At 59.5% G+C, this 14,117-nt stretch carries 14 protein-coding genes; all 14 read right to left on the bottom strand.

Translation table 11 applies throughout. The features are described 5' to 3' along the window. Nucleotides 1-10: 10 nt before the first annotated feature. On the bottom strand, nucleotides 11-1,678 hold the full coding sequence (locus tag ACR0D8_RS02765; RefSeq protein WP_480644466.1) for a ribonuclease J: 1,668 nt from the start codon (nucleotides 1,676-1,678) through the stop codon (nucleotides 11-13). Beyond that, complete coding sequence (locus ACR0D8_RS02760; protein ID WP_480644464.1) at nucleotides 1,675-2,454, bottom strand: type III pantothenate kinase; 780 nt, start codon at nucleotides 2,452-2,454, stop codon at nucleotides 1,675-1,677. The genes ACR0D8_RS02765 and ACR0D8_RS02760 overlap by 4 nt, the downstream gene beginning before the upstream one ends. Before the next feature lie 11 nt (nucleotides 2,455-2,465). Next, a complete protein-coding gene (locus tag ACR0D8_RS02755) occupies nucleotides 2,466-3,215 on the bottom strand; it encodes a biotin--[acetyl-CoA-carboxylase] ligase (protein ID WP_480644462.1) in 750 nt (249 codons plus the stop codon). 54 nt (nucleotides 3,216-3,269) lie between these two features. Next, nucleotides 3,270-4,712 carry an NADH-quinone oxidoreductase subunit NuoN gene (gene nuoN / locus ACR0D8_RS02750; protein WP_480644461.1) on the bottom strand — a complete coding sequence of 481 codons (1,443 nt, stop codon included), beginning with the start codon at nucleotides 4,710-4,712 and terminating at the stop codon, nucleotides 3,270-3,272. A gap of 15 nt (nucleotides 4,713-4,727) precedes the next feature. Next, nucleotides 4,728-6,272, bottom strand: a complete 1,545-nt coding sequence (locus ACR0D8_RS02745; protein ID WP_475159180.1) for an NADH-quinone oxidoreductase subunit M — start codon at nucleotides 6,270-6,272, stop codon at nucleotides 4,728-4,730. Then, nucleotides 6,272-8,404, bottom strand: a complete 2,133-nt coding sequence (gene nuoL / locus ACR0D8_RS02740; RefSeq protein ID WP_480644459.1) for an NADH-quinone oxidoreductase subunit L — start codon at nucleotides 8,402-8,404, stop codon at nucleotides 6,272-6,274. The genes ACR0D8_RS02745 and nuoL overlap by 1 nt, the downstream gene beginning before the upstream one ends. A 6-nt stretch (nucleotides 8,405-8,410) precedes the next feature. After that, nucleotides 8,411-8,716: an NADH-quinone oxidoreductase subunit NuoK gene (nuoK, locus tag ACR0D8_RS02735; RefSeq protein WP_005984024.1), complete on the bottom strand. Its 306-nt coding sequence runs from the start codon at nucleotides 8,714-8,716 to the stop codon at nucleotides 8,411-8,413. Further along, nucleotides 8,713-9,246, bottom strand: a complete 534-nt coding sequence (locus tag ACR0D8_RS02730; RefSeq protein WP_480644458.1) for a hypothetical protein — start codon at nucleotides 9,244-9,246, stop codon at nucleotides 8,713-8,715. Before ACR0D8_RS02730 ends, nuoK begins: the two co-directional genes overlap by 4 nt. Before the next feature lie 98 nt (nucleotides 9,247-9,344). Further along, nucleotides 9,345-9,947, bottom strand: a complete 603-nt coding sequence (locus ACR0D8_RS02725; protein WP_480644456.1) for an NADH-quinone oxidoreductase subunit J — start codon at nucleotides 9,945-9,947, stop codon at nucleotides 9,345-9,347. Next, a complete protein-coding gene (locus tag ACR0D8_RS02720) occupies nucleotides 9,944-10,354 on the bottom strand; it encodes a carboxymuconolactone decarboxylase family protein (protein WP_480644455.1) in 411 nt (136 codons plus the stop codon). The genes ACR0D8_RS02725 and ACR0D8_RS02720 overlap by 4 nt, the downstream gene beginning before the upstream one ends. Further along, on the bottom strand, nucleotides 10,351-10,845 hold the full coding sequence (nuoI, locus tag ACR0D8_RS02715) for an NADH-quinone oxidoreductase subunit NuoI (RefSeq protein WP_480644453.1): 495 nt from the start codon (nucleotides 10,843-10,845) through the stop codon (nucleotides 10,351-10,353). Before nuoI ends, ACR0D8_RS02720 begins: the two co-directional genes overlap by 4 nt. Before the next feature lie 2 nt (nucleotides 10,846-10,847). Further along, nucleotides 10,848-11,885, bottom strand: a complete 1,038-nt coding sequence (gene nuoH, locus ACR0D8_RS02710) for an NADH-quinone oxidoreductase subunit NuoH (RefSeq protein ID WP_480644451.1) — start codon at nucleotides 11,883-11,885, stop codon at nucleotides 10,848-10,850. Further along, a complete protein-coding gene (locus tag ACR0D8_RS02705; RefSeq protein ID WP_480644449.1) occupies nucleotides 11,878-12,096 on the bottom strand; it encodes a hypothetical protein in 219 nt (72 codons plus the stop codon). Before ACR0D8_RS02705 ends, nuoH begins: the two co-directional genes overlap by 8 nt. After that, nucleotides 12,093-14,114 carry an NADH-quinone oxidoreductase subunit NuoG gene (gene nuoG / locus ACR0D8_RS02700; RefSeq protein ID WP_480644448.1) on the bottom strand — a complete coding sequence of 674 codons (2,022 nt, stop codon included), beginning with the start codon at nucleotides 14,112-14,114 and terminating at the stop codon, nucleotides 12,093-12,095. Before nuoG ends, ACR0D8_RS02705 begins: the two co-directional genes overlap by 4 nt. Nucleotides 14,115-14,117 lie beyond the last annotated feature (3 nt).

Here is a 14,117-nt window from a genome sequence, read left to right as displayed (position 1 = left end):
TCCGCGCTGGTTATTTCATCCGGCTGATTACCGTCGTCACCTCGGGCTTTTTGCCAATCTCGTCCCTTGCGGTCTGGCGAACGATGCGGCGCATGGCTTCTTCCAGCTTGTCGTCGTCGCGCAATGTCTTGGCGTCAGCGCGCATGAGGAACTGATTCAGGTCCTCTTCCAAAACCTCGACCAGCGCGGCGCGGGATGATCCGATCTCGGGCAGGCCCATCGTGTCGCACCAGGGTTCACCCAGCGGTTCGTCCTCGTCATCCAGTATTACAGTGACCGTCACATGACCGTTCAGCGCAATGCGGATACGGTCGCGCACCACACCGTCCAATGCACCGATCTTGACAGTTCCGTCCAGATAGGTCCGCCCGGTTTCGACATAGTCCACAACCTCTGGCGCGTTGCCGGTCAGATCCAGCATGGTGCCGTTGACCGCCAGGATTCCAGTGCGCCCGCCAGCTTCGGCCAGTTTGGCGTGTTCCCGCAGATGGCGGTGTTCGCCGTGCATCGGGATGACCATCTGGGGATCGACAAGCGCATGCACTTTTTCTAGGTCCGGGCGGTTGGCATGACCTGAAACGTGATACAGGCCCGAGCTGTCATCGACCACATCCACGCCCTTTTCGCTGAGCTGGTTGATGATGAAGATCACGCCACGCTCGTTTCCGGGGATGGTCTTGGACGAGAACAGGAACAGATCGCCTTCCTTCAGTTCCAGCCCGCGATACTTGCCCCGCGCCAGTTGCGCGCTGGCGGCGCGGCGTTCACCCTGACTGCCGGTTACAATCAGCATCAGGCTCTCGCGCGGCAGATCTACCGCCTCTTCGGCACTGATTACCTTGGGAAAATCGGTAAGAATGCCGGTTTCCGTCGCTGCTTCGATCATCCGCCGCATCGCGCGCCCCAGCAACACGACCGAACGCCCGGCCCTTTGGCCCGCTTCGGCCAGCGTCTTCACCCGTGCCACGTTCGAAGCAAAAGTGGTCGCAACCACCATGCTTTCGGCATTTTCCACCAGACTTGTGATCTCGGGCCCAACTTCGGATTCCGAGCGTCCGGCATGGGTGGAAAACACGTTGGTGCTGTCACAGACCAGCGCCTTGACGCCGGTTCTGGAAACCTCGGCCCACAAGTCCGGGTCAAATGGCTCGCCGACCACAGGGTTCGCGTCCAGCTTGAAATCGCCGGAATGCACAATGCGCCCCGCGGGGGTATCAATCACCAGCGCGGCACTTTCCGGGATGGAATGCGAGACGGGCAGGAATCCGACGGAAAAGGGACCAACTGAAACCTGTTCGGGCCAGGCTGAAAGGGTTCGCACCGCGTCCTCGGGGTGACCGTGTTCGTCCATCTTGCGGCGGGCGATGTTGGCGGTAAAGGCGCGGGCATAGACCGGCGCACCCAACGCATCGTAACAATGGGCAACGGCGCCCACGTGATCTTCGTGCGCGTGGGTGATGAACACTGCGTCCAGCCGGTCGGCCCGTTCCTGCAACCACGAAATATCGGCATGGATCAGATCGACGCCCGGCGTCGTGTCCATGTCGGGAAAAGTAACCCCCAGATCCACCAGGATCAGACGCTCCTGCCCCGGCTTGCCATAGCCGTAGACATACGCGTTCATGCCAATTTCGCCTGCACCGCCCAGCGGCAGATAGATCAGTCGTTCACTGCTCATGTCGAGCCATTATCCTTGTTATAGCGATGTATCACGGTCAGCCCGTGCATCGTCAGATCATCTTCGATCGCGTCAAACCCGACATCGGCCTGATCGAACAGAGGCGCAAGCCCCCCGGTGCCGACGATTTTCATCGGCATTCCATATTCCGCCCTGATGCGGGCAATCAACCCTTCGATCAACCCGGAATAGCCCCAATACACGCCGGACTGGATGCAGCCAACAGTATTTGTGCCAATCACTTTTTCCGGGCGCGTGATGTCGATATGCGGCAGCGCCGCCGCCCCCTGATGAAGCGCTTCGAGGCTGAGGTTCACACCGGGCGCGATGATGCCCCCGACATAGGCCCCGTCCGTGGCAACAACGTCGAAATTGGTCGCCGTTCCGAAATCAACCACCACCACGTCACCGCCATGACGATCAAACGCGCCCACCGCATTGGCCAGACGGTCCGGACCGGGGATCGTGCCCTCATCAATCCGCGGGGCCACAGGCAGAAGGCATTCGGGCTTGCCCACAACCAGCGGGCGGCAGCCAAAGAAGCGATCGGAAAAAATGCGCAGGTTGAACACCACACGCGGAACGGTCGAAGCGATGACCACATCCGTGATGTCGGCCTCGATCCCGTAATGTTTCACCAGCGTGGAATACCAGGTGAAATACGCGTCCGCCGTCCGGGAATGGTGGGTCGAGGTGCGCAGCGTGCACAGGAACTTCTCGCCATCCCAGATCGAGAATACCGTATTGGTGTTGCCGCAGTCGATTGCCAGAAGCATCTGAGCCCCTTTCAGAAAAACACATCCGCCGCAGGAATGCTGACGCGTCCTTTGGCAGTGTTTAAGACAAGGTTGCCGCTTGCGTCCACTGTTTCAAAGGTTCCAACCGTCTCGGACGCGGCCGTCCGAGCAGTGATCACCTGCCCCAAACGGGCCGCGCGGGTCAGCCAGGCGGTTCGGATGGGTTCAAACCCGTAAGTGACGAACTGGTGCTCGAAATCGGCATAGGATACCGCGAGTTCCGTCAGAAAATCCTCGGGGGTGACATCGACCCCTGTTTCCGACAACAGCGAAACAGGCCGCACCGCGCCCGCTTCGACCGCGTGCAGCGGCGGCGCTTCCGAGAGGTTAACACCAATCCCGATGGCCAAATGCGAAATGCCGCGCCCCTGGCCTGTGCTTTCCAACAGGATGCCGGCCAGTTTTCCACCATTCAAAAGCACGTCATTGGGCCATTTGAGCGAAAGACCGGTTGCCCGTCCGGTAACCGCGACACAGGCATCAAACAGAGCCAGCGCCGCGACAAAGCTGCGTAAGGCAGCCTGTTCCGGGTTGCCTTCGGGACGCATCAGAAGCGTCGCCGCCAGATTGCCCATGGGGTTCGCCCAGGCCCGCCCCCGTCGCCCCCGGGCCGCTGTCTGGCTGTGGGCCATGATCCACACTGGCCCCTGAATTGTCGGGGCAATCCGGGCAGCCTCGTTCAGAGTGCTGTCAACTTCCTGCAGGACATGCAGGCCATACCCCTGCGGCCAGTCCGTCATGCCAAGAAGGCCCGGTCAGGCGACCGAGCCCCCTGCGCCTGAAAGGCCATCCCATCAGTTGACAAGTGTTGCCGCCGCGGCGGCCGCCGCGCCTTCGATGCCGAACTGATAGAACACGCCAACCAGCATCAGCGCGGCCGAGCCCATCAGGGCAACCCACAATACCGGCGTGGAATGCGTTTCGATCGGATCTTCGTTCTCGTCCCCGAAATACATGTAGAACACGATCCGCAGGTAATAGAATGCGCCGATGACCGACGCGATGGCCGAAACAATGACCAGCCCTGTCAGACCAGCACTGACACCTGCCTGCCAGACACCGAATTTGGCAAAGAAACCCAGCATCGGCGGCACGCCCGCAAGGCTGAACATCAGGATCAGAACGGCCAGAGCTTTGCCCGGGTCGCGCTTAGAATACTGGCGCAACGCGTCGATATCCGTGACCGGCTTGCCGTCGCGCTCCATCATCAGGATGAAGGCAAAGGTGCCGATATTCATTGTCACGTATATCGCCAGATACATCAGCATTGCCTTGATGCCCATTTCGGTGCCGGCCGCCAAACCAATCAGCGCATACCCCATATGGGCAATCGACGAGAATGCCATCAGACGCTTGATGTCGCGTTGACCAATCGCTGCAACGGCACCCAGCAGCATCGACAGAACGGACAGCAGCACGATCACCTGCTGCCAGTCCTTGACGATACCGCCAAAGGCGTCATGCATCAGGCGTGCAAACAAGGCCATCGCGGCCACTTTTGGCGCCGTGGCGAAAAAAGCGGTGATCGGCGTGGGCGAACCTTCGTAGACGTCCGGCGTCCACATATGGAACGGCACAGCCGAGACCTTGAATGCAAGGCCCGAGATCAGGAAAATTAGACCAAACAGCAGGCCGACCGAAACGTCGCCGTGATGCACCGTCTGGATGATACCCGAGAATAGCGTGGTTCCCGTGAAGCCGTAGACCAGCGACGCGCCGTACAGCAAAAGGCCTGAGCTGAGCGCGCCCAGAACGAAGTATTTCAAACCCGCCTCGGTGGATTTGGCGCTGTCGCGGCGCAGCGCGGCCACGACATACAGCGACAGCGACTGCAGTTCCAACCCCATGTACAGGGACATAAGATCGCCTGCACTGACCATCATCATCATGCCCACGGCAGCAAGCGCCACCAGCAGCGGGTATTCGAACCGCAACAACCCGCGGCGGGTCATGTAATCCTGGCTCATCACCAGAACGGCAGCGGCAGATAGCAGGATCGCGACCTTGGCAAAGCGCGAGAATCCATCATCGACGAACATGCCGTTGAAGGCCACGTTGGTGCCATCACCATTGGTGGCGATCCAGAAGGACAGCAGCACCATCAGCCCTGCGGTGGCCCAGACCAGAACCGGCGCCAGCCCGTCCTTCGTCGTGTAGACGGCCCCGATCAGGGCGGCCATCGCATACACGGCCAGAGCGATTTCCGGCAGGATTATTGTCAGATCAGCCTGGATCATGTCTCCGAAGCTCCCTTAATGCGATGCGGCCGTCTGGGTCGCGATCTCAGCCGCGGCCAGAGCCGTGTCATAGTTCGAAATCAGCGCGGCGGTCGAATTGCCGATCACATCGGTCACCAGCGACGGGTACACGCCCAGCAGAATGGTCATCACGATCAGCGGCGCAAAGATCAGCCGCTCGCGCGAGCTCATATCCGTCATCGCCTTGAGGCTTTCCTTGATCAGATCACCGAACACGACCCGACGGTACAGCCACAGCGCATAAGCCGCCGAAAAGATCACGCCGGATGCCGCCACAGCCGTCACCCAGGTGTTGACCTGGAACGCGCCCATCAGCGTCAGGAATTCGCCGATGAACCCGGATGTGCCCGGCAGGCCGACATTGGCCATTGTGAACAGCATGAAGACCAGCGCATAGGCAGGCATACGAATGACCAGACCGCCATAAGCCTCGATATCGCGGGTGTGCATCCGGTCATAGATGACGCCAACACACAGGAAGAGCGCGGCCGAAATGAACCCGTGGCTGAGCATCTGGAAGATTGCCCCGTCCACGCCCTGCTGGTTTGCTGCGAAAATCCCCATGGTCACAAAGCCCATGTGGGCGACCGAGGAATAAGCGATCAGCTTTTTCATATCCTCCTGCACCAGCGCCACCAGCGAGGTGTAAACTACTGCGATGGCCGACATCCACAGCACCAGATCGGTCATAACGGCTGAGCCCACAGGGAACATCGGCAGGCTGAACCGCAGGAAGCCGTAACCGCCCATCTTCAGCAGGATCGCCGCCAGCACAACTGAGCCAGCCGTCGGCGCCTGAACGTGCGCGTCGGGTAGCCAGGTGTGCACCGGCCACATTGGCATTTTCACGGCAAACGAGGCAAAAAAGGCCAGGAACATCAGCGTCTGCAAGCCGCCTACGACGTAAATTCCCAGAACGCTGAACCCTTCGGACGAGAACTGATGGCTCATCAATGCCTCGATATCCGTGGTGCCCGCATCGGAATACATCGCAACCATCGCCACCAGCATCAAAACCGAGCCGAGGAAGGTGTAGAGGAAGAACTTGAAGCTGGCATAGATCCGGTCCTTGCCGCCCCAGACGCCGATGATCAGGAACATCGGGATCAGACCCGCCTCGAAGAACAGGTAGAACAGCACCAAATCCAATGCCATGAACACGCCCAGCATCAGCGTTTCAAGCAGCAGGAAGGCGATCATATATTCCTTGACGCGGTCGGTGACCTGCCAGCTGGCCAGAATGGTCAGCGGCATGATGAAGGTGGTCAGCAGCACGAAGAGAACGCTGATTCCGTCAACGCCCATCTTGTATTTCAGGCCCATCAGCCACTCGCCTTCTTCCACCATCTGGAAGCCGGTGTTTGACGGATCAAAGCCGGTATAGATGCCGATCGAGACAAGGAACGTCACAGTGGTCGCAACCAGCGCAACCCATTTCGCGTTGCGCTGCGCGGCCGCGTCCTCGCCATGCAGGAACAGGGCCAGAATGCCTGCCGCCACGGCGGGGATGAAGGTGACGATGGAGAGGATATTATCCATTAGTGTGCGCCTCCGCCGATCGACATCCAGGTGACCAGGGCGGCGATACCCAGAACCATCCAGAAGGCGTAAGTAAAGATGTAGCCCGTCTGCGCCTTGCCTGCGAGGCGGGTAAAGAAGGGAACAACGCCCATCGCGACCCCGTTCAGGAAGCCGTCAATCGTGTTGCCATCACCGCGTTTCCACAGGAACCGGCCAAACGCGACGGTGGGTTTGACAAAGATCGCATCGTAAATCTCGTCAAAGTACCACTTGTTCAGCAGGAACAGGTACAGAGGACGCTGGTTCGCGGCCAGACGCGCCGGCAGCGACGTGTTCACGATGTAGAACCAATAGGCCACAACAAAGCCCAGCACCATCGCGACGAAGGGCGAGACCTTGACCCATTTCGGAGCGGCGTGCGCGTCGTCCAGAATGTGATTGTCCGGCGCGATATAGATCGCACCCTCGCCCGGCTCACCCGCAAAGACATAGTGATGATCGCCACCCTTCTCGGCCTTCTCATCATGCGCGGCCTCTTCCCCGTGACCGTCATCGGCATGGCTGTCATCCGCCTGGGCCGTGTCGGCATGTGCATCCGCCTCGGCATGTTCTGACGCTTCGGCAACCGGAATGCCATAGAACTTGCCGACCTTGTCCGCGTGGCCAAAGAAATTGCCGTACCAGATCATGCCCGCAAAGACAGCACCCAGCGACAGCACACCCAGCGGCACCAGCATGGTCATCGGGCTTTCATGCGCATGCTCATGCGTGTGCTTGTCGCCGCGCGGCTCGCCATAGAAGGTCAGGAAGATCAGACGCCAGCTGTAGAACGACGTGAACGCAGCCGCGATCACAAGCAGCCAGAAGCCATAGGCTGAACCACCAGCATAGGCGCTTTCGATGATGGCGTCCTTGGATAGGAACCCCGCAAAGCCAAACGTCGTCAGGGGGATACCCACGCCAGTGATGGCCAGTGTACCGATCATCATCGCCCAGAATGTATAGGGGATCTTTTTCCGGAGGCCGCCATACACGGTCATCTCCTGCTCGTGATGCATCGCGTTGATCACCGAGCCGGCGCCAAGGAACAACAGCGCCTTGAAGAAGGCGTGCGTGAACAGGTGGAACATCGCCGCCGAATACATGCCGACACCCGCAGCCACGAACATATAGCCCAGCTGCGAACAGGTCGAATAGGCGATGACGCGCTTGATGTCGGTCTGAACCAGACCAACGGTCGCGGCAAAGAACGCGGTCGAGGCGCCCAGCACGGTGATGAACCCGGTCGCACCCGGTGCGAATTCCATCAGCGGCGACATGCGGCAGACCAGGAACACACCCGCAGTCACCATGGTCGCAGCGTGGATCAGCGCCGACACAGGCGTCGGGCCTTCCATCGCGTCTGGCAGCCACGTGTGCAGGATCAGCTGTGCCGACTTACCCATCGCACCGATGAACAGCAGCACACAGATGACTTCGATCGCCGTCCACTCACCCCACAGGAAGTGCAGTTGCGTCTCCGCCAAAGTCGGGGCCGACGCAAAGATGTCCGAGAAATTGATGCTGTCCGTCAGGAAGAACAGAGCGAAAATCCCCAGCGCAAAGCCAAAGTCACCCACCCGGTTGACGATGAACGCCTTGATTGCCGCGGCATTGGCAGAAGGTTTCCGGTAATAGAACCCGATCAGCAGGTATGAGGCGAGGCCCACGCCTTCCCAGCCAAAGAACATCTGAACCAGATTGTCCGCCGTCACCAGCATCAGCATGGCGAAGGTGAAGAAGGACAGATAAGCAAAGAAGCGCGGCTTATAGCTTTCGCCTTCGCGCCATTGCGGATCGTGATCCATGTAGCCGAAGGAATAGAGGTGCACCAGTGCCGAGACCGTCGTCACCACGATCAGCATGATCGCGGTCAGACGGTCCAGACGCACCGCCCAGCTTGTCGACAGCGACCCGCTCTCGATCCAGCGCATGACCTCGATCTGCTGGGTGTGGCCGTCAAAGGTGAAGAACACGATCCACGACAGCAGACAGGCCAGAAACAGCAGGCCCGTGGCGGTCCACATGGCGGCCTTTTCGCCAATGAACTTCCAGCCGAACCCGCAGAGCAGAGCGCCCACCAGCGGGGCAAAGAGGATGGTGGTTTCCATAATCCCTTACCCCTTCATCATGTTGACGTCTTCAACCGCGATAGTGCCGCGGTTGCGGAAGAAACAGACCAGAATGGCCAGACCAATCGCCGCCTCGGCCGCTGCAACAGTCAGCACGAACAACGTAAACACCTGCCCGACCAGATCGCCGAGGAAACTGGAGAACGCCACGAGGTTGATATTCACCGCCAGCAGCATCAGTTCGATGCTCATCAGCAGGATGATGACGTTCTTGCGGTTCAGGAAGAGACCGAAGATGCCGATAACGAACAGCGTCGCCGCGACCGTAAGATAGTGTTCAAGTCCGATCATAGCTTCGCTCCTGGCGAGTCGGGGTAGTAGAGTTTGCAGCCGCAAAATGCGTCTATCGAATCGTTGTCCAAACGGTACTCGTAGAATTCATCGAATTCGCTTTGGTCGTAGGAACGAAGACCAATCTCCGACGCTTGGGCGCGCAGATCATTCACGTTGTCGAATTCAGAAATTTCTAACGGGCCTTCGGGTGCAAGATGGTGCCCAATAAGGCTTGGCGTAAATCCAGCAATTTGAGCTTGGCTCTCTTCTGGATAAGGTCCTTTCCCGAGCAGGATGATAGCCTGCACGGTCTGGCAATCAGTGATCACCAAGTTGGTTTCAGGACTACATGCATCCAGCCTGTGGACCGTTTGCACCAGAAAGCCTGACTTGACTTTGCTAACCGGTGTTCCAAAGTAATTATCGTATTCGCCAGCAAAGGCAAAACTACAGTAATGCCCACGGGCAATAGGAAATATGCCTTCGCCGCCTTCTTGGTTGCGGATCTTGTCGAGTACATCCCAGTGATACTCTGTATCCGTGTCCATCAGGATGCCTGCCATTGAGGCCGACGAACAAGCGTAAGAAGCGTTGCTCAACGCGACCCAAGCGAGACAGATCGCAGGGATATGCTTCGAAAATCGTCTCACAACCCCTGCCCCGATTTCACGTCCTTCAACTCCATCGCCTTGGCCGGGTCGCGCATCATCTGGCCGATGATGTCCTGACGTTTTATGTCCTGGCGGTGGCGCAGGGTCAGCACGATGGCGCCGATCATGGCGACCAGCAGGATCAGGCCCGCCAGTTGGAACAGAAGGAAGTATTGATCATAAAGGATGACGCCGAGCGCCTCGGTGTTGTGGCGGTCTGCTGGAACCGGTTGCGCCAGATTGGCCGCAGCCCCCTGCGCGCTGTCCCATGCGCCGAAGGCCATGACGAACTGCATCAGGATGACCAGACCGATCAGCAAGGCAAGTGGCATATAGCGCGCCATCTCGGCCTTGAGCTCGGCAAAGTCCACGTCCAGCATCATCACCACGAACAGGAACAGAACCGCGACCGCGCCGACATAGACGATGATCAGCAGCATCGCCACGAACTCGGCCCCCAGCAGAACGAACAGCCCCGCCGCGGACAGGAAGGACAGGATCAGCCACAGTACCGAGTGCACCGGCTGACGGCTGATCACCGTGAACAGCCCGCCGGTGATGGCGCTGATGGCAAACAGGTAGAAGGCAAAGACGGTCATTGATCCTCATCCTCGTTATCGCCCATGACCTCTTGCGCCAGATCCAGCGCGCGGGTCATGGCCGGGATGCCGGCAAAGACCGACATCTGACCGATCGTTTCCACGATCTCTTGTTTCTTTGCGCCCGCTTCCAGCGCGTGGCGCACGGTCTGGCGCACCGCCGCGTCCGCCTGCGCGCCCTGACAGGTCAGCCCCGCCAGTGTCAGCAGCAGGCGTGTTTTGGCATCCAGCCCGTCTTTGTTGACGGTGTTGCCGAACATCATCTCCATGACCTCTTTCGGCATGGTCGGCCACAAAGCTTCGAACCCTTTGGGCGAGAAACTCTCCATCGCCGGGTTCATCGCCCTGGCCATGTCCTGAGCCTGCTTCATCATTAGCTCGAACGGATTTGTCGGGCTGTCATTCATCGGTATGGCGCGTCCATTTCCAGATTGCGGGCAATCTCGGCTTCCCAGCGTTCACCGTTTTCCAGCAGTTTTTCCTTGTCGTAGAACAGCTCTTCGCGGGTTTCTGTCGCGAATTCGAAGTTCGGACCTTCGACGATGGCATCGACCGGGCACGCCTCCTGGCAGAAACCGCAATAGATGCATTTCGTCATGTCGATGTCATAGCGCGTGGTGCGGCGGCTGCCGTCTTCGCGCGGTTCGGCGTCGATGGTGATGGCTTGCGCCGGACAGATCGCCTCGCACAGTTTGCAGGCGATGCAGCGTTCCTCGCCGTTGGGGTAACGGCGCAATGCGTGCTCACCCCGGAACCGCGGCGACAGAGGGCCCTTTTCGTGCGGGTAGTTCACGGTGGCCTTGGGGGCAAAGAAATACTTCAGCCCCAGCTTCATGCCGACCCAGAAGTCCTGCAGTAGGAAGTATTTGGCGGCGCGGGTGTAGTCGATTTGGGTCATAATCAGCCTCCTACGCTCCAACGGGCGAATGCGCCCCAGAACCAGTCGAACTTCGCCGCCAAGGCCACGAACACCACCCAGGCCAGCGAGAATGGCAGGAAGACTTTCCAGCCCAGCCGCATCAGTTGGTCATAGCGGTAGCGGGGTGTGATGGCCTTGACCATCGCGAAGATGAAGAAGAAGAACGCCATCTTGGCGACCATCCACAGCACGCCGTCCGGCAGGCCCGGGATCGGCGACAGCCAGCCGCCGAAGAACAGCAGCGACGTCAGCGCGCACATCAGGAAGATAGCGATGTATTCGCCCGCCATGAACAGCAGAAAGGGCGTGGCCGAGTATTCGACCTGATAGCCTGCAACCAGTTCGGATTCCGCCTCTGGCAGGTCAAACGGCGGGCGGTTGGTCTCGGCCAGTGCCGAGATGAAGAACAGGAAGACCATCGGGAAATGCGGCAGCCAGTACCAGCTGAAGAAGCCGAACCGGCCATCCTGCGCGTGCACGATGTCGCCGAAATTCATCGAGCCGGTCGAGATTATCACACCGATGATGATCAGGCCGATGGACACTTCGTAAGAAATCATCTGAGCCGCTGAGCGCAGCGAGCCAAGGAACGGGTACTTTGAGTTCGACGCCCAACCACCCATAATCACGCCATAAACCTCAAGCGACGAAACAGCGAAGACATAAAGGATTGCGACGTTGATATCTGACAGCACCCAGCCGTCGTTGAACGGGATAACCGCCCAGGCGATCATCGCCAGCACGAAGGAGGTCAGCGGCGCAAGGATGAACACGGTACGGTCGGCCCCGGCGGGTATGACCACTTCTTTAACCACGTATTTCAGCGCATCCGCCACCGATTGCAGCAGGCCATAGACGCCCACCACATTGGGGCCACGGCGCATCTGGACGGCGGCCCAGATCTTGCGGTCGCCATAAACAAGGAACAACAGCGAGATCATCACAAAGGCAACAACGGCAAGCACTTGCGCCAGAATGATGATGGCTATTCCGCCTGGGGTGTTAAAGAATTCAGCCATTGGTCCTCACACCGTGGGTATTCCGTTTTCCGCGCGTGATTCTCAGGCCAGATGCCTGCGCCACGAGCGGCTGGGTCGGCGCGTTGGTGTAAACAGCATCCGCCGCCATTGCGCCACCCTTTTTCTTCAGTTCCACACGCAAACCAGCCGCGGTCTTCTGCCGCCCGGCATTGTGCGGGCCGATCTGCGATATGAAACCGGTCTGGTTCATTCCGCCGCAATCTTCCCGGAATTGCGGGCCTGCGCCTGCGCCGACAGCTCAGCCATCAGTTGCGAGGCGCGGGCGATCGGATTGGTCAGGTAGAAATCCTTGACCGCGTTGCGGAACGTGGCCTTGCCAAGCGCGGCGGCGTCCAGCGCCTGAACCTCGTTCCCGATCACCTCGTCGATGCGGGCCAGATGCGGCACCGCCTCGACCAGCGCGGTGCGCAGCTGCGCCAGCGAGTCATAGGGCAATGTCGCGCCCAGCTCAGCAGACAGGGCACGCAGGATCGCCCAGTTCTCTTTTGCCTCACCCGGCGCAAAGCCAGCACGCATCGCCAGTTGCGGACGACCTTCGGTATTCACAAACAGACCGTTTTCCTCGGTATACGCGGCGCCCGGCAGGATCACGTCAGCACGATGCGCGCCCCTGTCGCCATGGCTGCCCTGATAGATGACAAAGGCACCCTCGCCGATTTCCACTTCGTCCGCGCCAAGGTTATAGATCACGTCCGCAGCGCTTATCGCGTCCATACCGTCGTCGTTGGTGGCACCTATATCCATCGCGCCAACGCGTGAGGCCGCCGTGTGCAGAACGATCAGACCACTTTCGGTATTCGCAGCGATGGTCTGTGCCGCGGCCAGAACGGCGGCGCCGTCAGCCTCTTGCAAAGCGCCCTGCCCGACGATGACCAGCGAGGCTTTGCCCCTGATCGTATCATCCCCGCCCATGTCGACCACGTTTTGCAAGGCTGCGCGGTCATCACCAACATGAGTGTATTCATAGGTCAGATCGACCGCCTGACCGACCAGAGCCACATTGGCCCCATGCGCCCATGCTTTTCGAATTCGCGCGTTCAGAACCGGAGCTTCATCGCGCGGGTTGGTGCCGATCAGCAGGATACGCTCGGCACTGTCGATATCCTCGATGGCTGCGGTTCCGGCATAGGCACCCCGGTTGCCCGCAGGCAGTTTGGCACCATCGGTGCGGCATTCAACAACACCGCCCTGCCCTTCGATCATCTGTTTCAGTGCAAACGTGGCCTCAACCGAAGCCAGATCACCGACAATCCCCGCCGGTTTCTCAGCGCCTTTCAGCCCTTCAGCAGCCTTGCTCAGCGCCTCGGCCCAAGTGGCCGGGCGCAGCTTGCCGTTTTCGCGCACATAAGGCTTGTCCAGACGCTGACGGCGCAGGCCGTCCCAGACAAAGCGGGTCTTGTCGCTGATCCATTCCTCGTTCACGCCGTCATGGTTGCGCGGCAGAAAGCGCATGACTTCGCGCCCCTTGGTGTCCACGCGAATGTTGGAACCCAGGGCGTCCATCACGTCGATGCTCTCGGTCTTGGTCAGTTCCCAAGGCCGTGCAGTAAAGGCATAGGGTTTCGAGGTCAGCGCCCCAACCGGGCACAGGTCGATGATGTTGCCCTGCATGTTCGAATCCAGCGTCTGGTTCAGATACGATGTGATCTCGGCATCCTCACCACGCCCGGTCTGCCCCATCTGGGTGATCCCGGCGACTTCGGTCGTGAACCGCACACAGCGGGTGCAACTGATGCAACGGGTCATCGCGGTGCCAACAAGCGGCCCCAGATCCAGATCATCAACCGCGCGCTTGGCTTCCTTGAAGCGCGTGCCCGACATGCCATAAGCCATCGCCTGATCCTGAAGATCGCATTCGCCGCCCTGATCGCAGATCGGGCAATCCAGCGGATGGTTGATCAGCAGGAACTCCATCACCCCTTCACGGGCCTTCTTGACCATGGGTGAGTTCGTCTTGACCACCGGAGGCTGACCTTCCGGACCCGGGCGCAGATCTCGCACCTGCATCGCGCAAGAGGCCGCCGGTTTCGGCGGACCGCCCACAACCTCAACCAGGCACATCCGGCAGTTCCCGGCAATCGACAGACGTTCGTGATAGCAGAAACGCGGCACCTCGACCCCGGCTTGCTCACAAGCCTGAATCAAGGTCATCGCACCGTCGGCTTCGATTTCCTGCCCGTCGATATTTACTTTGCGGAGGTCAGACATCGT

This window comes from Ruegeria sp. BG10, from assembly GCF_056538575.1.
Note: the sequence above shows the minus strand (reverse complement) of the source record. Positions and strands in the feature narration are given on the sequence as shown.